This is a genomic window from Streptomyces caelestis, assembly GCF_001279005.1.
GTDB lineage: Bacteria > Actinomycetota > Actinomycetes > Streptomycetales > Streptomycetaceae > Streptomyces > Streptomyces heliomycini.
Map to the genome: position 1 here is coordinate 1 of NZ_LGCN01000255.1, position 17,192 is coordinate 17,192.

General features: G+C 72.4%; 17 protein-coding genes and 1 pseudogene. 9 read left to right on the forward strand and 9 right to left on the reverse strand.

The features are described from left to right. The 3 genes from ADK41_RS35330 to ADK41_RS35340 form a co-directional block, all read left to right on the forward strand. On the forward strand, nt 1-1,587 hold a 1,587-nt coding region (locus tag ADK41_RS35330), incomplete at its 5' end, for a S1C family serine protease (RefSeq protein WP_053670343.1). Nucleotides 1,588-1,713: 126 nt separating this feature from the next. Further along, nucleotides 1,714-2,154 (forward strand): sec-independent translocase, encoded by a 441-nt coding sequence (locus tag ADK41_RS35335; protein ID WP_030834630.1) that lies wholly within the window; start codon nt 1,714-1,716, stop codon nt 2,152-2,154. A gap of 224 nt (nt 2,155-2,378) precedes the next feature. After that, on the forward strand, nt 2,379-3,053 hold the full coding sequence (locus tag ADK41_RS35340; RefSeq protein ID WP_030834628.1) for a hypothetical protein: 675 nt from the start codon (nt 2,379-2,381) through the stop codon (nt 3,051-3,053). Nucleotides 3,054-3,130: 77 nt separating this feature from the next. Here the strand turns inward: ADK41_RS35340 and ADK41_RS35345 are convergent, their stop codons facing one another. The 3 genes from ADK41_RS35345 to ADK41_RS35355 are packed head-to-tail and all read right to left on the reverse strand — an operon-like array spanning nt 3,131 to nt 6,201. Beyond that, entirely contained in the window at nt 3,131-4,264 is a 1,134-nt protein-coding gene (locus ADK41_RS35345) for an Mrp/NBP35 family ATP-binding protein (protein ID WP_030834623.1), read from the reverse strand. A 43-nt stretch (nt 4,265-4,307) separates the two neighbouring features. Next, nucleotides 4,308-4,916: a DUF1003 domain-containing protein gene (locus ADK41_RS35350; protein ID WP_030834621.1), complete on the reverse strand. Its 609-nt coding sequence runs from the start codon at nt 4,914-4,916 to the stop codon at nt 4,308-4,310. Next, a complete protein-coding gene (locus tag ADK41_RS35355) occupies nt 4,906-6,201 on the reverse strand; it encodes a magnesium transporter MgtE N-terminal domain-containing protein (protein WP_030834619.1) in 1,296 nt (431 codons plus the stop codon). The genes ADK41_RS35350 and ADK41_RS35355 overlap by 11 nt, the downstream gene beginning before the upstream one ends. A 214-nt stretch (nt 6,202-6,415) precedes the next feature. Between ADK41_RS35355 and ADK41_RS35360 the strand changes: the two genes are divergently transcribed. Next, entirely contained in the window at nt 6,416-7,168 is a 753-nt protein-coding gene (locus tag ADK41_RS35360; RefSeq protein WP_030834616.1) for a hypothetical protein, read from the forward strand. A 144-nt stretch (nt 7,169-7,312) separates the two neighbouring features. Here ADK41_RS35360 and ADK41_RS35365 read toward each other — a convergent pair whose 3' ends face one another. Both ADK41_RS35365 and ADK41_RS35370 read right to left on the reverse strand, forming a co-directional pair. After that, the gene (locus ADK41_RS35365; RefSeq protein ID WP_030834614.1) at nt 7,313-7,828 is read right to left on the reverse strand and encodes a hypothetical protein; all 516 of its coding nucleotides are present in this window, start codon (nt 7,826-7,828) and stop codon (nt 7,313-7,315) included. 23 nt (nt 7,829-7,851) lie between these two features. Continuing rightward, nucleotides 7,852-8,970: a magnesium and cobalt transport protein CorA gene (locus tag ADK41_RS35370; RefSeq protein WP_030834612.1), complete on the reverse strand. Its 1,119-nt coding sequence runs from the start codon at nt 8,968-8,970 to the stop codon at nt 7,852-7,854. A gap of 528 nt (nt 8,971-9,498) precedes the next feature. Between ADK41_RS35370 and ADK41_RS35375 the strand changes: the two genes are divergently transcribed. Then, nucleotides 9,499-10,083, forward strand: coding sequence for a suppressor of fused domain protein (locus tag ADK41_RS35375; RefSeq protein WP_030834610.1), 585 nt, complete (start codon nt 9,499-9,501; stop codon nt 10,081-10,083). Between the two features lie 30 nt (nt 10,084-10,113). Here the strand turns inward: ADK41_RS35375 and ADK41_RS35380 are convergent, their stop codons facing one another. Further along, entirely contained in the window at nt 10,114-11,352 is a 1,239-nt protein-coding gene (locus tag ADK41_RS35380) for an MFS transporter (protein ID WP_030834608.1), read from the reverse strand. Between the two features lie 163 nt (nt 11,353-11,515). On the opposite strand from ADK41_RS35380, the gene ADK41_RS35385 reads away from it, so the two are divergent. The 3 genes from ADK41_RS35385 to ADK41_RS35395 all read left to right on the forward strand — a co-directional run bounded on the left by ADK41_RS35385 (nt 11,516) and on the right by ADK41_RS35395 (nt 13,819). Continuing rightward, nucleotides 11,516-12,157 carry a DUF6758 family protein gene (locus ADK41_RS35385; protein WP_030834604.1) on the forward strand — a complete coding sequence of 214 codons (642 nt, stop codon included), beginning with the start codon at nt 11,516-11,518 and terminating at the stop codon, nt 12,155-12,157. A gap of 140 nt (nt 12,158-12,297) precedes the next feature. After that, a complete protein-coding gene (locus ADK41_RS35390; protein WP_030834602.1) occupies nt 12,298-13,155 on the forward strand; it encodes a PHP domain-containing protein in 858 nt (285 codons plus the stop codon). Between the two features lie 58 nt (nt 13,156-13,213). Then, nucleotides 13,214-13,819 (forward strand): MarC family protein, encoded by a 606-nt coding sequence (locus ADK41_RS35395; RefSeq protein ID WP_030834600.1) that lies wholly within the window; start codon nt 13,214-13,216, stop codon nt 13,817-13,819. A 109-nt stretch (nt 13,820-13,928) separates the two neighbouring features. Here the strand turns inward: ADK41_RS35395 and ADK41_RS41405 are convergent, their stop codons facing one another. Then, nucleotides 13,929-14,081, reverse strand: coding sequence for a hypothetical protein (locus ADK41_RS41405; RefSeq protein WP_106979586.1), 153 nt, complete (start codon nt 14,079-14,081; stop codon nt 13,929-13,931). Between the two features lie 219 nt (nt 14,082-14,300). On the opposite strand from ADK41_RS41405, the gene ADK41_RS35400 reads away from it, so the two are divergent. Then, a complete protein-coding gene (locus tag ADK41_RS35400; protein ID WP_030834599.1) occupies nt 14,301-15,203 on the forward strand; it encodes an NYN domain-containing protein in 903 nt (300 codons plus the stop codon). A gap of 6 nt (nt 15,204-15,209) precedes the next feature. On the opposite strand, the gene ADK41_RS35405 is transcribed toward ADK41_RS35400, so the two are convergent. Together ADK41_RS35405 and ADK41_RS35410 are read right to left on the reverse strand one after the other, a co-directional pair. Further along, complete coding sequence (locus tag ADK41_RS35405) at nt 15,210-16,088, reverse strand: alpha/beta fold hydrolase (protein WP_030834597.1); 879 nt, start codon at nt 16,086-16,088, stop codon at nt 15,210-15,212. Between the two features lie 74 nt (nt 16,089-16,162). Then, a pseudogene (locus ADK41_RS35410) lies at nt 16,163-17,192 on the reverse strand (DEAD/DEAH box helicase); the annotation flags it as partial.

Below are 17,192 nucleotides of genomic sequence, written 5' to 3' on the forward strand. Positions count from 1 at the left end.
CCAGAAAAGCAAAGCCCCCGCCCCCCCCCGCCCCCCACAACCCCCCCGCCGTACGGGAAACGGGGCCCCGGGGCGCCCGCCCCGCCCGTACAGCATCCGGCGACGACATCCGCGCACGGTACGGCGCTCGCGCCCCCTCCCACGGTCCAGGACGCGACACCGCACGGCACGCCCCCGGCGCCTCCCCCGGGCCCGGGCACAACCCCCCAGGGCCCGCCCGCGCCGCACGACGCCCTCATGGCACACGGCGCCCCCACCGGGCCTCCCGCGGCCCCGGCCCCGACGCCCCCCGGCGCACCCGCACCCCACGGCACTCCCCCCGCGTCCGTCATCCCCGCGCAAGCGCATCCGGACAGCCGGACGCCCCCGGTCCAGGACGCCCCGGCCGCCGACCCCTGGGGCCGCTACGACCCCTGGGCGGCGGCCGCCTCCGCCGCGCCCCTGCAACAGACCGGGCAGTCCGTGACCGGCCGGAAGCGGCGGCGCGGCCGGGTGCTCGTCGGGGCAGCCCTGCTGCTCGCGCTCGTGTCCGGCGGCATCGGCGGGATCGTCGGCACGTATCTGGAGCGCAACGGCGGCGTGGGCACCGTGGAGCTGCCGCAGGCCGGTGAGGAGGCGCCGGAACGCGACCCCGGCAGCGTCGCCGGAATCGCCGCACGGGCCCTGCCCAGCGTCGTCACCCTGCACGTCAGCGGCGCCGGCGAGGCCGGCACCGGTACCGGCTTCGTGCTCGACGAGCGCGGCCACATCCTCACCAACGACCACGTCGTCGGACCCGCCGGGGACGACGGCGAGATCACCGTCACCTTCCACAGCGGCGACACCGCCGAAGCCACCGTCGTGGGCCGGGACGGCGGCTACGACCTCGCCGTCGTGAAGGTGAAGGGCGTCAGCGGACTCACCCCCCTGCCCCTCGGCAACTCCGACAACGTGCGGGTCGGCGACCCCGTCGTCGCCATCGGCGCCCCCTTCGACCTGGCCGGCACCGTCACCTCCGGCATCATCAGCGCCCGGGAGCGGCCCATTACCGCCGGCGGTGGGAAGGGTGACGGCAGCGACGTGTCGTACGTCGACGCCCTGCAGACCGACGCGCCGATCAACCCCGGCAACTCCGGTGGCCCCCTGCTCGACGCCCGGGCCCGGGTGATCGGCATCAACTCGGCCATCCGCTCCGCCGACGGCGGCGCCGACCCGGACGCGGGGCAGGCCGGCTCCATAGGACTCGGCTTCGCCATCCCCGTCAACCAGGGCAGACGCGTCGCCGAGGAGCTGATCAACACCGGGAAGGCCACCCACCCGGTGATCGGCGTCACCCTCGACATGCAGTACGGCGGCGACGGCGCCCGCGTCGCCGCCAAGGGCAGCGACGGCGGACCCCCGGTCAGCACCGGCGGCCCCGGCGCCCGGGCCGGGATCAGGGCCGGCGACGTCATCACCGAGGTCGACGGCCGGCGCGTCCACTCCGGCGAGGAACTCATCGTCAAGACCCGTGCGCACCGCCCCGGCGACCGCCTCGAGCTCACCCTCGAGCGGGACGGCGAGGAGCGGACGGTCACCCTGACGCTCGGCTCCTCGGAGGGCGGCTGAGGCGGATGAGGCCCGGGACGGTACCGGTCGCACGGGATGGCCGGGTACCGTGGACCCGGCCCGGACCACGGAAGACCGCAGACCGCCCCGAGGGCCGAGGACCGAAGGCATCGCGAGGAGCTTCAGGTGTTCAATGACATAGGACCGCTCGAGCTGGTGACGCTCATCGTCCTCGCCGTGCTCGTCTTCGGTCCGGACAAGCTCCCCAAGGTCATCCAGGACGTGACGCGCACGATCCGGAAGATCCGTGACTTCTCGGAGAGCGCCAAGCAGGACATCCGGCAGGAGCTCGGCCCGGAGTTCAAGGACTTCGAGTTCGAGGACCTCAACCCCAAGACGTTCATCCGCAAGCAGCTGGACAACGACGACCTGGGGCTCAAGGAGATCCGTAACGGCTTCGACCTGAAGAAGGAGATGGCCGAGGTCACGGACGCCGTCCACGGCCGCGACACCGACTCCCCGTCGACGCCCTCCGCCGCTTCCACCGGTGGCCGCGTGGACATGACCAAGAAGCCCGAGACGCCGGCGGCCGACACCCGCCCGCCCTTCGACGCGGACGCCACCTGAGCCGGAGGCGCCCGAGCGCACACCCCCGGGTACGTGACGCGTCTCATACTCCACCCGGGCCGTTCACGGCCTGATCAGGGCGTCCGTACGGCCCGTGCGCCCGGCGGTTTCCCAGCCTGTGGCGTCAAGGTGACTATGCTGCCGAGTTGTTGTGCGGAACGGACGAGTACGCCTGAAGGGGGGCGGGCCGCCCGGTCCGACGAGAGCGAGGAGGCGTCCGGGTAATGGAGACGACGAGTCGGGCAGTCGCGCAGGCGTCGGCCGCGGAGGACGGAAGACCCGTCCCCTCCGCCGGGCCTGCGGTCGACGGCTACCTGCGTGCGCCCTTCCCCTGGTACGGCCTCGACGAGGCCTTCACGGGACCGCGCTGGTTGATGCAGGTCGCACTGGCGGCCGACGGAGCCGTCGCGCACGGATCGGTCGGGCACGGCGACGAGCCCTCGGTGCGCAGCGAGTACACGGCCGGGACCGACCAGGAGACCAAGGAGAGGTTCGCGGTCGTGGTGACCGTGGCCGCCAACCCGGTGCGCCGCAGCGCCGACGGCACCGGACTGCTGGAGGCCACCTCGGTCTCCTCCGCCGCCTGGCTCGCCGGGGTGGGACTGCTGTCCTTCACCTGGCCCGGCCAGATGGACCACTCCCTGCGCGACGACTGGCTGGAGCAGCAGACCGAGACGGCCTGGGTCCTCGCGGACGACCTGGAGGGCGAGGACTGGTCGACGCTGTCCCTGCCCGTGGACGGGGTGCCGACGCCGTTCCACTACCGGGAGTCCGAGTTCGGCTGGGTGCTCGCCGGTTCCACGCGGGAGGGCGTGCACGTGGGCGCGTACGGCAGGGGCATGAGCGCGTACGGCCTCGGCTTCGCCGTGGTGAAGGACATCGCCGCGTACGACGCCTGAGCGGGGACGCGCGGACACCCGAGCGGGTACGCGGAAGGGCGCCGTCCACCGGACGGCGCCCTTGCGCGTGGGAGACCTCAGAACTTGTTGCGCGGGGTGATCCCCAGGGACATGCCCGACAGGCCCCGCTGCCGCCCGCCCAGCTTGCCGGCGATGGAGCGGAGCGCCGAGCCGGCCGGGGAGTCCGGGTCGGACAGCACCACGGGCCTGCCCTCGTCGCCGCCCTCGCGCAGCCGGACGTCGATCGGAATGGCGCCGAGCACCGGCACGTTCGCACCGGTGGTGCGGGTCAGGCCGTCGGCGACCGTCTGCCCGCCGCCCGTGCCGAAGACGTCGACCATCTCGCCGCAGTGCGGGCAGGGCAGCCCGGACATGTTCTCGACCACGCCGACGATCTTCTGGTGCGTCTGCACGGCGATGGAGCCCGCCCGCTCGGCCACCTCGGCCGCCGCCTGCTGGGGCGTGGTGACGACGAGGATCTCGGCGTTCGGCACCAGCTGGGCGACGGAGATCGCGATGTCGCCCGTGCCGGGCGGCAGGTCGAGCAGCAGCACGTCCAGGTCGCCCCAGTACACGTCCGCCAGGAACTGCTGGAGCGCGCGGTGCAGCATCGGGCCGCGCCACACCACCGGGGCGTTGCCCGGGGTGAACATGCCGATGGAGATGACCTTCACGCCGTGCGCCGACGGCGGCATGATCATGTTCTCGACCTGGGTGGGACGCCCGTCCGCGCCCAGCATGCGCGGCACCGAGTGGCCGTAGATGTCGGCGTCCACGACACCGACCTTCAGGCCGTCGGCCGCCATCGCCGCCGCCAGGTTCACCGTCACCGACGACTTGCCGACGCCGCCCTTGCCGGACGCCACCGCGTAGACCCGGGTCAGGCTGCCCGGCTTGGCGAAGGGCACCTCGCGCTCGGTCTGGCCGCCGCGCAGGGCGCTCGCCAGCTCCTTGCGCTGCTCGTCGCTCATCACGTCCAGCGTCACGTCGACCCGGGTGACGCCCTCGACCCGGGAGACCGCGTCCGTCACGCGCTGCGTGATGGTGTCCCGCATGGGGCAGCCGGAAACCGTCAGGTACACGGTGACCGCGACCGCACCGTCCGCACCGATCTCCACCGATTTGACCATCCCGAGCTCGGTGATGGGCCGGTTGATCTCGGGGTCGTTCACCGTCGCCAGTGCCTCGCGCACCGCGTCTTCCGTAGCCATGGGAACGATGGTACGGCTCCGGGCACACCCGCCGGTAAGGACGTCAGTGGTCGTCTGCGTCACGTCCCGGCGGGTGTTCCGCCCGCATCGCCGGGAACGCTCCCTGATGGTCCTTGTGCCCGTTCTGCCGCCCCTCCAGCTCCTTGGCCATGTCCTGGAGCTCCGAGCGGATCCAGTCCCGGGTGGCGACCTCCCCGAGCCCGATCCGCAGGGCGGCGATCTCCCGGGTCAGGTACTCGGTGTCCGCGATCGACCGCTCGTTCTGCTTGCGGTCCTGCTCCAGGTTGACCCGGTCCCGGTCGTCCTGCCTGTTCTGCGCGAGCAGGATCAGCGGAGCCGCGTAGGAGGCCTGCAGGGACAGCATCAGGGTCAGGAAGATGAACGGGTACTCGTCGAAGCGCAGCTCCTTCGGCGCGAACACGTTCCACACCACCCACAGGATGATGACGAACGTCATCCAGACGATGAACCGCCCGGTGCCCAGGAACCGCGCGACGCTCTCCGAGAGCCGCCCGAAGGCCTCCGGGTCCCACTCGGGCAGCAGGCGGCGCCGGGGAGGCCGCGGCTGGTCCAGACGGGGCGTGCGCGGCCGTCCGGCGGCCGTGGCGCCCGCCGGCATGCGCTCGCGTCCGCCGTCGCGCTCAGGAGCCATCGGTCACCACCCCCTCGTCCTCGTCCCCGTCGAGGTGGAACTCGGTCTCCCGCCAGTCGTCGGGCAGCATGTGGTCCAGTACGTCGTCCACCGTCACCGCGCCCAGCAGCGACCCCGCCTCGTCGACCACGGGCGCCGCCACCATGTCGTACGTGGCGAAGAACCCGGCGACCACGGGCAGCGCCGCGTCCGGGTCCAGGGGCTGGAGGTCGTCGTCCAGGATCGAGCCGACCAGCGTGTACGGGGGGTCGCGCAGCAGTCGCTGGAAGTGGACCGTGCCCAGGTACTTGCCGGTGGGCGTCTCCTCGGGCGGGCGGCAGACGTAGACCTGCGCGGCGTGCGCGGGGGAGAGGTCCGGTTCGCGGATCCGGGCGAGGGCGTCCGCGACGGTCGCGTCGGGCCGCAGCACGATCGGCTCGGTCGTCATCAGACCGCCCGCCGTGTGCTCCTCGTACGACATCAGGCGCCGCATGTCGGCCGCGTCGGCGGGCTTCATCAGGCTCAGCAGCCGCTCCTTGTCCTCCTCTGGCAGCTCGCCGAGCAGGTCGGCCGCGTCGTCGGGGTCCATGGCCTCCAGGACGTCGGCGGCGCGCTCCTCCTTCAGCTTGCCGAGGATCTCGATCTGGTCGTCCTCGGGCAGCTCCTCCAGCACGTCGGCGAGCCGGTCGTCGTCGAGCGCGGCGGCCACCTCCGCGCGCCGCTTGGGGGAGAGATGGTGCAGCACGTTGGCGAGGTCGGCGGGGCGCAGCTGCTCGAAGGTGGCGAGCAGGTTCTCGGCGCCCTGCCCCTGCTCCTCCAGGGAGAACCCGGTGACCGCGGACCACTCGACGGTCAGCGCCTCGCCCTTGCCGCGCCGGAACGCGCCGCCCTTCCTGCCCTTGCGGACGAACACGCGGTCGATCTCCCACTCGCGGCGGTTCTGCAGCTGATGCACCGACAGATCGAGGACGGTGACCTCCTCGCCGCTCTCCACGAGCGTCACCCGCCGGTCGAGCAGCTCGCCGAAGACGAGCCGTTCGGTGGGCCGCTGCTCGAAGCGCCGCACGTTGAGCACCCCGGTGGTGATGACCTGGCCGGACTGCACGGCGGTCACCCGGGTCATGGGCAGGAAGATGCGGCGGCGGGTGGAGAGTTCGACCACCAGGCCGAGCAGTCGCGGCGGACGCCGGCCGGGCCGCAGGATGACGACCAGATCGCGCACGCGCCCCACCTGGTCGCCGGCCGGATCGAAGACGGCGACACCGGAGACGTGCGAGACGAAGAACCGGGGGGCGCCCCCTGCCATGGCCGCCACTCCTTTCCGTGCGGGTGTTCTCGTCGCGGGTACCGCCTGCCGCACTCGGTTTCCGAATTGCCCGCTCGGACGGGCTTCAGGCTAGCCCGTAACGATCAGCCGTGCGTCGGCGGCCGGTCCGGACGGACTGGCTCCGCCCGGCCCACCCGGTCCCGGTACCCTGCGGTACGCCGTTCAGGTCCCCCGTCAGAGAGGCAGCCCACCTGTGATTCCGATCTACCGGGGCCGTTCCCGCAGGGCCGTGCTGGTCGGCGCCGTGTGCGCGCTGCTCGTGACGGGGACGGCGCTCACGGGATGTTCCGAGGACCCGAACGAGGGCACCAACGGTGTCGGCAGACTGTCCGCCGACCGGATCCAGAGCAGGGCCCAGAAGGCCGCCGAGTCGGTCGGCGCCGTACGGCTGCACGGCACCGTGGTCACCAGCGGGCGCACGTACACGCTGGACATGCGGCTGAAGGAGCAGGGCGGCATCGGCTCGGTCACCACCGAGGGGGAGACGTTTCGCCTGCTGCGGGTCGACGACGAGCTGTACCTGAAGGCCGGTGCCGAGTTCTGGGGTCACGAGGACGGCGAGAAGGGCGGAGAGGCGGACGCGGCGGCGGCCGGCAAGCTCGCCGAGAAGTACGTGAAGGTGCCGCAGGGCGATCCGTCGTACAAGAAGTTCGTCGGCTTCACGGACAAGGACGTCCTCCTCGGCGGCCTGCTGACCCTGCACGGCGAGCTGGCCACGGACGGCCACCACGAGCAGTCGGGCGTGCGCACCATCCGCGTCACCGGCGACGAGGGCGCCGGCGGCACCCTGGACGTCTCGCTGGAGGGCGAGCCGTACCCGGTACGGCTGGTGCGGGCCGGGAAGGCGGGCACCCTCACGTTCTCCTCCTGGGGCGCCGACTTCGAGCTGGAGGAACCGGCCGAGGACGAGACCCTCGACTACGGCAAGCAGCTCCCGACGTCCTGAGGGATGCCGTCCGGACCGGGCCGGCGCCGAGGAGCGGCGCCGTGCGACCGACGACGCGGCGGTGGGGCCTCCCGCGTGAGCGGGGCCGAGCCCGGGGGAACGGCGCCGGGGCCCGCGCCCCCGGCAGGATCCGCACGGCGCCGCCTAGGCCCGCCGCCCCCTCTTCTTCAGCAGCAGCCGGGGCAGCCCCGCCGGGACGGGGCGCCGGGTCGTCACCGGCGTCGGCAGGGGGGCCTCGGCCAGGGAGCTCTCGGGGAGCGGGGCCGTCGCCCCGGTCGGCTCCAGGCGCAGGACGCGGCACTCGCGAGCCCAGCGCCCGGTCATCGCCTCGCCGTCGGGCGCGTTGAGCCGCTTGCCCTTGAGCTCGCCGACCGCCGCCGCCCACTCCTCGGAGTCCGAGGGCAGTTCCACGACCGCCGCCGTCCAGGAGACCAGTCGGCCGCCCTTGTCCTTGCTGCGGACCGTCACCTCGGCGGACACGCCGTCGGCCAGCCCCGGCAGCGGCTGCTCCCCGGGCCCGTCACCGACCACGTACGCGGCGCCCTCGTGCCACACGTGCCACAGCGCGCGGGCCGCGGCGCCGGGCCCCTTGACCCAGACGAGGCCGGACTTCTTCGTGGCCTCCTCGATGAGGGCCCGGTCGAGCAGCGCGCGTGTCATGGGCCCAGCCTAGCCGGGCGCCCTCACAGCCAGCCGTTGCGCTTCAGCGACCGGTGGATGCCCAGGCAGATGGCCACCGTGACACCGAGGACCACCGGGTAGCCGTACTTCCAGTGGGTCTCCGGCATGTAGTCGAAGTTCATCCCGTACACCCCGCACACCATCGTCGGCACGGCGATGATCGCGGCCCACGAGGTGATCTTCCGCATGTCCTCGTTCTGTGCCACGGACGCCTGGGCGAGATTGGCCTGGAGGATGGAGTTCAGCAGTTCGTCGAAGCCGATGACCTGCTCCTGCACCCGGGCCAGATGGTCGGCCACGTCCCGGAAGTACTTCTGGATGTCCGGGTCCACCAGCCGCATCGGCCGCTCGCTCAGCAGCTGCATCGGCCGCAGCAGCGGCGACACGGCCCGCTTGAACTCCAGCACCTCGCGCTTGAGTTGGTAGATCCGTCCGGCGTCGGTGCCGCGCGGGGCGCCCTTGCGGCCCGGCGAGAAGACCTCCGTCTCGACCTCGTCGATGTCGTCCTGCACCGCGTCGGCCACCGCGATGTAGCCGTCCACCACGTGGTCGGCGATGGCGTGCAGCACCGCCGAGGGCCCTTTGGCCAGCAGCTCGGGGTCGTCCTGGAGCCGGTGTCGCAGGGCCCGCAGGGAGCCCTGCCCGCCGTGCCGGACCGTGATGAAGAAGTCCCGGCCGGTGAAGCACATCACCTCACCGGTCTCGACGACCTCGCTGTTGGCGGAGAGCTCGTCGTGGTCGAGGTAGTGGACGGTCTTGAAGACCGTGAACAGCGAGTCGTCGTAGCGCTCCAGCTTGGGCCGCTGATGGGCCTGGACGGCGTCCTCCACGGCCAGCGGGTGCAACCCGAACTCCCGTGCGATCCCGGCGAATTCGGCCTCGTTCGGCTCGTGCAGGCCGATCCACACGAAGCCTCCGTCGCGGCGCACCAGCCGCATCGCCTCGTGCGGGGTGAGCGGGCCGCCCTCGGTCTCCAGGCGGCGGCCGTCGCGGTAGACGGCGCAGTCGACGACGGCGGTGGTCGTCGCGGGGTCACGGGTGGCGTCGTACGGGCCGCTCTCCTTGCGCAGCGAGACACGGGAGGGACGGACCACGGCGCGCAGGTCGCGGATCATCGACATGGCGGGCTCCTTCGCACACGTGCAACGAAAGGCGCCGCAACGACGGGTGGAACAACCCGGAATGAGGACGTCCTGGACTGCGGATGTTTGGCACGTCCACAAAGCGGGGAGCACCGCACCGTCGCGGTGGCGAGCTTCGTCGCTGATACAGCTACTGGGGCAGATCAGACAGAACGAAACGAAGTGCTCTTCCGATGAAGACGTGCGGGTGAAAGGCGGGAGCCAGACAGGAGCAGCTACATCAGCGGGCGGAAGAGCGGGTGCTACTGCACGGTCGACTTCGGTCCATGCCAGCCCCACCTCCTCCGGCCGGTCCCCCGTAGGGGACGGTCCACGATCCCCTCGGGGGATCCCCCTCTGAACGGGGAGTGTCACACAGGCGTTCGGGACGATCGGACTCTCTCGGAGCCCTGAAGGCGTGGGCGGTAGCCCCACTGCGTGCTGCCCGAAACACCGGCCAAGCGTATCAGCCGACTGGCGTGTCAAGGCTCTGCTTTGCCCGGTGCTGACGAGTTCTATGCTCGCCGCATGGCTGATGTTCTTCCTCTGGTCGAAGCCCGGTTGCGTACGGCGCTGGGCGAACCGGACGCCCGCGCGGCGGTCACCTTCCTGGGCACGGACCGCATCGAGGTGCTGCGCTTCCACGAGGGCGACATCGTGCGCTACGCCACCCTCGGCATGTCCGCGCAGCCCATGACCGACCCCGCGGCGGTGATCGCGGACCCGGTCGAGGGCCCGCGTGTCGAGCTGGTGCTGTCCGTCCGCGGTGGCGTCGCCGACACCGACAAGGTGCTCCGTCCGCTCGCCGTACTGGCCGCGTCCCCGCAGGTCGAGGGTGTGGTCGTGGCCCCCGGCGCCTCGCTCGACGTGGGCGAACCGCTGTGGCCCGGCGCCCCGTTCACCTCGGTGCTGGTCGCCGAGCCGGGCGGCCTGGTGGAGGACCTGGAGCTCGACGGGCCCCTGGACCCCGTGCGGTTCCTGCCGCTGCTGCCGATGACCCCGAACGAGGCCGCCTGGAAGCGGGTGCACGGCGCCCAGGCCCTCCAGGAGCGCTGGCTGGACCAGGGCACGGACCTGCGGGATCCGTCCCGCGGGTCCGTGCCGCTGGAGTGAGCGAGGTCACCGACGCCCGTCGGGCGCCGCTCAGTTGGCGAAGGCGGTGGCGCCGTCCTCGGCGGCGTGGCGCGGCTGCCGCGCCACCGCCGCCTCATGGCTGAGCGCCCGGCGCCGTACGACGACCACCAGCGCGCCCAGCGCCGCCGTGACCGCCGCGACCACGAACGGGACGTGGACGTCGGTCCACTCCTCGATCTTCGGCGCGAAGAAGGGCGCGGCGGCCGCCGCGAACCAGCGCACGAAGTTGTAGCCGGCGCTCGCCACCGGACGCGGCGCGTCCGACACGCCGAGCGCCAGTTCCGTGTACACCGTGTTGTTCACGCCGATGAGGGCGCCGGACAACACGGTGCAGAGGACGGCCGTGGTGTGGTCGCCGTAGCCGAGGACGAGCACGTCCACCGCGAGCAGCACCAGCGAGCCGCCCAGCACCTTCGGTGAGCCGAACCGCTTCTGCAGCCGGGGCGCCACGAGCACCGAGAAGACGGCGAGCAGCACGCCCCAGGCGAAGAACACCGCGCCGGACCGGTACGGGGACATGTCCAGCACGAACGGCGTGAAGGCCAGCACGGTGAAGAACGTGTAGTTGTAGAAGAACGCCGAGATCGCCACCGACGCCAGTCCGCCGTGCCCGAGCGCCCTGAGCGGGTCGAGCGGCGAGGTCTTGCGGGCCGGCTTCGGCTGCTCCCCCAGGAACGCGGCGATGCACAGGAAGCCGACCGCCATCAGGGCGGCCGTGCCGAAGAACGGGTAGCGCCAGCTCGCGTCGCCGAGCAGCGCGCCCGCCAGCGGCCCGCAGGCCATGCCGAGGCCGAGTGCGGACTCGTACAGCAGGATGGCCGCCGCGCTGCCGCCGGCCGCCGCGCCGACGATGACCGCGAGGGCCGTGGAGACGAACAGCGCGTTGCCGAGTCCCCAGCCGGCCCGGAAGCCGACCAGTTCGCCGACCGAGCCCGAGGTTCCGGACAGTCCGGCGAAGACCACGACGAGCGCGAGCCCGAGCAGCAGGGTCTTCCGGCCGCCGATGCGGCTGGAGACGAAGCCGGTCACCAGCATCGCGAGCGCGGTGATGAGGAAGTACGAGGTGAAGAGCAGGGAGACCTGCCCGGCGGTGGCGTCGAGGCCCTTGGCGATGGAGGGCAGGATCGGGTCGACGAGCCCGATCCCCATGAAGGCGACGACGGACGCGCCGGCCGTCGCCCACACGGACTTCGGCTGGCGGAGGATGCCGCCCGATCCCGTGTCGAAGGGGTTGTTGGGGTTGTCCATGGGTGCTCCCGTCCCGGGACATCGGTCGGTTGGTCGGCGTGTGCGCCCAGTATCTTAGCCAGGCTAATTAATGCAGTCTACATCTAATTTTCGCGTGGCCGGTTCCGCCCGTACGGGTGATCGTCCTTGACGTGGCGCGGTCGGGGTAGGACCGTGGGGCTCTATGAGGGGCGAACCCAGTTGCCCGAAGTGCGGTGGCCGGGTCAGGGCTCCCGGCCTCTTCTCGGATGCCTGGCAGTGCGATGTGCACGGCACCGTGCACCCGCTGCAGCCCGTGATACCGCCGAGCGTCGAGGCCCTCGAAGTCGTCGTGCACCGCACGAAGGTGCCGGTGTGGATGCCGTGGCCGTTGCCGGTGGGCTGGCTGTTCACGGGCGTGGCCAGCGCGGGCGACGACCGCGGTGGGGGCCGGGCGACCGCCGTCGCGTGCACCGGGCCGGGACCGCTCGGCGGCATGGGCGAGCTCATCCTGGTCGCCGAGGAGCTGGGCGTGGGCCTCGGGGCGCGGTACGCGGGCATCGACGGCCCGGACCCGGGACCGTACATGAACGTCGAGAAGCCGCCCCAGGCCAAGGTGCTGGCGGCCGGCCGCCCGACCCCGCTCTGGCACGTCGCGAAGACGCCGGACGACCGCGCCGTCTTCGCGGGCGAGGCGCTCGGGATGTGGCTGTGGGCGGTGGTGTGGCCGGAGCAGTCCGGGATGCTGATGTACGACGAACTGGTCCTCGCCGACCTGCGGGAGGCGGGGGCCGAGGTGGAGCTGGTGCCCTGCGGCGCGCTGTCGCCGCGCCTGCTGGAGGTGTAGACGCCGCACAGCGAACCGGTGGAGGGCGCACGGCGGACCGGTAGGGGGCGCACGGCGGTTTCGGGTGTGACAGGGGCGTATGAGAATCCGGTTATCCTGGAGCGTCCCCGTCCGCCCGTCACCGCTTGGAGTCATGCGTCGTGCGTATCGACCTGCACACCCACTCCACGGCGTCCGACGGTACGGACACGCCGGCCGAGCTGGTCCGCGAGGCGTCCGCCGCCGGTCTCGACGTCATCGCGCTGACCGACCACGACACCACCCGCGGACACGCCGAGGCGCTCTCCGCGCTCCCGGCGGGACTCACGCTGGTCCCCGGAGCGGAACTCTCCTGCCGGCTCGACGGCATCAGCATGCACATGCTGGCCTACCTCTTCGATCCCGAGGAGCCCGCGCTGCTCGCCGAGCGCGAGCTGGTCCGGGACGACCGGGTGCCGCGGGCCCAGGGCATGATCGCGAAGCTGAACGCGCTGGGCGTGCCGGTCACCTGGGAGCAGGTGGCACGGATCGCCGGCGACGGCTCGGTGGGCCGCCCGCACGTGGCCAGCGCACTCGTCGAGCTGGGCGTCGTGCCCACCGTGAGCGACGCCTTCACCCAGGACTGGCTGGCCGACGGCGGCCGGGCCTTCATGGAGAAGCACGAGACCGACCCCTTCGAGGTCCTGCGGCTGGTCAAGAACGCGGGCGGGGTCGCCGTCTTCGCGCACCCCGCCGCCAGTAAGCGGGGCAGGACCGTGCCGGAGTCCGCGATCGCCGAGCTGGCCGGGGCCGGCCTCGACGGCATCGAGGTCGACCACATGGACCACGATCCCAAGACCCGGGCGCGGCTGCGCGGCCTCGCCAAGGAACTGGGACTCCTGGTGACCGGGTCCAGTGACTACCACGGCAGCCGGAAGACCTGCGTCCTCGGCGAGTTCACGACGGACCCCGAGGTGTACGGCGAGATCACGCGGCGCGCGACCGGGGCGTTCCCGGTGCCGGGAGCCGGCGGAGCCTGAGACTCCGGCTCCTTCCCGCACCTCATCTCTCTTCGTTTCGTTCCCCAGCAAGGCTGTCATGCTCGACGTCGCCGTCTTCGGCTCTCTTTTCCTGACCCTTTTTGTCATCATGGATCCCCCTGGGATCACCCCGATCTTCCTCGCCCTGACCGCCGGCCGGCCCGCGAAGATGCAGAAGCGGATGGCCTTCCAGGCCGTCTGCGTGGCCGGTGGCGTGATCACCGTGTTCGGGCTGCTCGGCCATCGGATCCTCGACTACCTGCATGTGTCGGTGCCCGCGCTGATGATCGCGGGCGGGCTGCTGCTCCTGCTGATCGCGCTGGACCTGCTCACCGGCAAGACCGACGAGCCCCAGCAGACCAAGGACGTCAACGTCGCGCTGGTCCCGCTGGGCATGCCGCTGCTGGCGGGGCCCGGTGCGATCGTGTCGGTCATCCTCGCCGTGCAGAAGGCCGACGGCGTCACCGGGCAGGTCTCGGTGTGGTCGGCGATCCTCGCCATCCACGTCGTGCTGTGGCTGGTGATGCGGTACTCGCTGCTGATCATCCGGGTCATCAAGGACGGCGGCGTGGTGCTGGTGACGCGCCTGGCCGGCATGATGCTCTCCGCGATCGCCGTGCAGCAGATCATCAACGGCGTCACCCAGGTGATCCGGGGCGGCTGACCCCGGCGCCGGACGCCCGGGCGCCCCCGCACCGATGGCGGTACGGGGGCGCCCGGGCGTACGTGGGCGAGGGTCCGGCCCGTGTGGCCGGTGTCCCGCGTGTGGCGCGTTATGAGGCCGGTGTGTCGGCCGGGCGGATCCACAGGCGCTGCCCGATGGCGGCGGCCTGCTGGACGATGCGGTTGACGGAGGCGGCGTCCACGACGGTGGTGTCCACGGGTGTGCCGTCGACGTCGTCGAGTCGCATGATTTCGAAGCGCAAGGGGCTTCTCCCTTCGTCTGGTCATCCTCCTGAAGGAGAACTACTCGGTGGGGGCCCACGGGCCGACTGGGCCCGCGTTCCATGAAGGGTTCAACGGGATGCGCGGGACAAACATTCCCTATGCTAAGGAAATTTTTCGGTTGGCTAAATACTGACCGGTAAGGGTTTCGCATGAGACCGACCGGGACCGGTTGTGTTCGTAGCGTGACCACCGGGACAATGGAGGCGATGAACGAAGACCTCGCGGCTCTGCACGCCCGTATCGACCGCACCAACGAGCTGCTCCAGCGCATGCTCGCCGAGGTGGCGAAGACGCCCTCGACCCACGCCATCTTCGTCGACGCGGGCTACCTGTACGCCGCCGCGGGGCGGCTCGTGGCCGGGACGGAGGACCGCCGGGCCTTCGACCTCGACGCCGAGGGACTCATCGACGCGCTCATCGACCGCGCCCGCACCATCTTCGCGGACAGCAGGCTGCTGCGGGTCTACTGGTACGACGGCGCCAGACGCCGCATCCACACCGCGGAGCAGCAGTCCATCGCCGAACTCCCGGACGTCAAGGTCCGCCTCGGCAACCTCAACGCCAACAACCAGCAGAAGGGCGTCGACTCCCTGATCCGCAGCGACCTGGAGTCACTGGCCCGGCACCGCGCCATCAGCGACGCGGCCCTGCTCGGCGGCGACGAGGACCTCGTCTCGGCGGTCGAGGCGGCCCAGGGGTACGGCGCCCGGGTCCACCTCTGGGGCATCGAGGCGCCCGAGGGCCGCAACCAGGCCGAGCCGCTGCTCTGGGAGGTCGACAGCCAGCGCACCCTCGACCTGGACTTCTTCAAGCCGTACGTCTCCCGGCGCACGGCGCCGCCGTACGAGCCCGCGACGGGCCGGCCCGCCCGCGAGGACGTCCGGTTCGTCGGCGCGCAGATCGCCGCGAAGTGGCTGGCCGCGCGGGGCCGGGACACGCTGATGGAACTGCTTCCCGGCCACCCCTACCTGCCCGGATCCGTCGACCAGGACCTGCTGGTGGAGGCGGAGGGGCTGCTGCAGTACTCCCTGCGCGGCCAGGCGGACCTGCGGCGCGCCCTGCGCGACGGTTTCTGGGACCACTTGCAGGCGCAGTACTGAGCGGTCCTAAGGGGTGACCGCGAGCCCGTCCCAGAAGTCGGCGAGGGCGCGGGCGGTCGGTGCGGGCCGGTCGACGGCGGGTGAGTGTTCGGCCCCGTCGACGACGGTGCGGTGCGCCCCGAGACGGAGGGCCATCGCGTCGAGGTCCGGAACCGGCCAGGTGTCGTCGCGCGCCCCCGACAGGACGTGAAACGGCAGGGGCGCGGCGGCCAGCTCGGCGACCCGGTCCGGCTCCATGCACAACTGCCTGCCCGTGGAGAGCAGTTGTGCGGGCCTGGTGCCCAGCCAGCGGCGCCGCAGGTACTCCTGACCGCCGGGCCCGCGCGCCGGACCGCCCACCTCCTCGGGCGGGCCCATGGCCAGGATCGCCTCCCAGCACTCCGCCATCGACATCACCGCGAGCGCGTCCCGCAGCAGCTTCACGCGCTGCTCCTGGGAGACGGAGATCCGCGCGGGGCCGGAGGAGACCAGTGTGAGCGAGCGGAAGGGGGAGTGGTCGAGGAGGACGGCGGCACGGGCGATCTGTCCGCCGAGCGAGTGCCCGACGAGATGCACGGGCGTACCGACCGCGTTCGCCTGCGCGAGGACGTCCCGCGCCAACTCGTCCTGTGCGTAAGCGGTTTCGTCGACCGAGGGCCCGTCCGACTCGTACTGGCCCCGCCCGTCCACGGCGACGGTGCGGTAGCCGCGTGCGGCGAGCGGCTCCTGCACCGGCGCGAAGTCCTCCTTGCTGCCGGTGTATCCGGGGAGCAGCAACGCGGTCCCCCGCGCCGTGGCCCCGGCGGCCGGTGGCACGTCCACGACGGCGAACTCCCCGCGCGAGGTGCGGAGTCGGTGGGCGGCGCGGGCGCCGGGGAGGGAGGCGGAGGGGGAGTGGCTGGTCACGGGGTGAGGGTAGCGGGTGCGGACACGCCGACGGCCCGGCCCCACGGGTGGGGCCGGGCCGTCGGTTCGCCGCGTCAGCCCTCCGCGGACTCCGCGGCGACTGCCGTCTTCCGGGTCCGCCGGGGCTTGGTCTCCGGCTCCGGCTCGGCCGCGGCCGCCGCCTTGCGGGTGCGACGGACCTTGGGCTTCGCCTCGTCCGCGGCCTGCGCCGGAATCCCGGCGACCTTGCGGGTACGCCGCTGGGGCTTGGCCTCGACGGCTTCCGCGGTGTCGGCGGCGGCCTCGGCCTTCTCGGCCGCGGTCTTCCGCGTACGGCGCGGCTTGGGCTCCGCCGCCTCGGCCTCCGGAACCGTCTGCGCCGGAATCCCGGCGGCGACGGCCGGCTCCGGCTCGGCGGCCTTGCGGGTACGCCGCTGGGGCTTGGCCTCGACGGCTTCCGCGGTGTCGGCGGCGGCCTCGGCCTTCTCGGCCGCGGTCTTGCGGGTGCGGCGCGGCTTGGTCTCGGTCGCCTCGGCCGGCTCGGTACCGCCGTCAGCGGTGTCGGTCACGGCCTCGGCCTTCTTGGCCGCGGTCTTGCGGGTACGACGAGGCTTGGTCGCCTCGGCCGGCTCGGCGCCGCCCTCGACCGTGTCGACCACGGCCTCGGCCTTCTTGGCGGCGGTCTTGCGGGTGCGGCGGGGCTTGGTCTCCGTCGCCTCGGCCGGCTCGGTGGTCCCCTCGGCGGTGTCCACCGCGGTTTCGGCCTTGGCCACCGCCTTGCGGGTGCGGCGGGGCTTGGTCTCCGTCGCCTCGGCCGGCTCGGGGGCCGCCTCCGCGGTGTCCACCGCCGTGGTGTCCGCGGTCTTGCGGGTGCGGGTGCGGCGGCGCGGTTCGGTGGCCGGAGCCTCGGGCTCCGTGGCGACCGGGGCCTCCGTGGCGACCGGAGTCGCCACGGTCACCGTGGTCTCCTCGGCCACCGGGGTGACGGCGGCCGTCGCCGTGTCCGCCGCGCCCCGGCGCGTCCGGCGGCGGCGCGGCTTCGTGGGAGCCTCGACGGCCTCCACCACCGTGCCCTCCGCCGTGTCGACGGCGGACTCCGCCGCCTCCACCGCGGTCGTCGCCCCG

Excerpts from the sequence above, each read along its gene's own strand:
- ADK41_RS35340 (WP_030834628.1), top strand. The coding sequence starts at position 2,379 with ATGGAGACGACGAGTCGGGCAGTCGCGCAGGCGTCGGCCGCGGAGGAC.
- ADK41_RS35345 (WP_030834623.1), bottom strand. The coding sequence starts at position 4,264 with ATGGCTACGGAAGACGCGGTGCGCGAGGCACTGGCGACGGTGAACGAC.
- ADK41_RS35350 (WP_030834621.1), bottom strand. The coding sequence starts at position 4,916 with ATGGCTCCTGAGCGCGACGGCGGACGCGAGCGCATGCCGGCGGGCGCC.
- ADK41_RS35355 (WP_030834619.1), bottom strand. The coding sequence starts at position 6,201 with ATGGCAGGGGGCGCCCCCCGGTTCTTCGTCTCGCACGTCTCCGGTGTC.
- ADK41_RS35365 (WP_030834614.1), bottom strand. The coding sequence starts at position 7,828 with ATGACACGCGCGCTGCTCGACCGGGCCCTCATCGAGGAGGCCACGAAG.
- ADK41_RS35370 (WP_030834612.1), bottom strand. The coding sequence starts at position 8,970 with ATGTCGATGATCCGCGACCTGCGCGCCGTGGTCCGTCCCTCCCGTGTC.
- ADK41_RS35375 (WP_030834610.1), top strand. The coding sequence starts at position 9,499 with ATGGCTGATGTTCTTCCTCTGGTCGAAGCCCGGTTGCGTACGGCGCTG.
- ADK41_RS35380 (WP_030834608.1), bottom strand. The coding sequence starts at position 11,352 with ATGGACAACCCCAACAACCCCTTCGACACGGGATCGGGCGGCATCCTC.
- ADK41_RS35385 (WP_030834604.1), top strand. The coding sequence starts at position 11,516 with ATGAGGGGCGAACCCAGTTGCCCGAAGTGCGGTGGCCGGGTCAGGGCT.
- ADK41_RS35395 (WP_030834600.1), top strand. The coding sequence starts at position 13,214 with ATGCTCGACGTCGCCGTCTTCGGCTCTCTTTTCCTGACCCTTTTTGTC.
- ADK41_RS35400 (WP_030834599.1), top strand. The coding sequence starts at position 14,301 with ATGGAGGCGATGAACGAAGACCTCGCGGCTCTGCACGCCCGTATCGAC.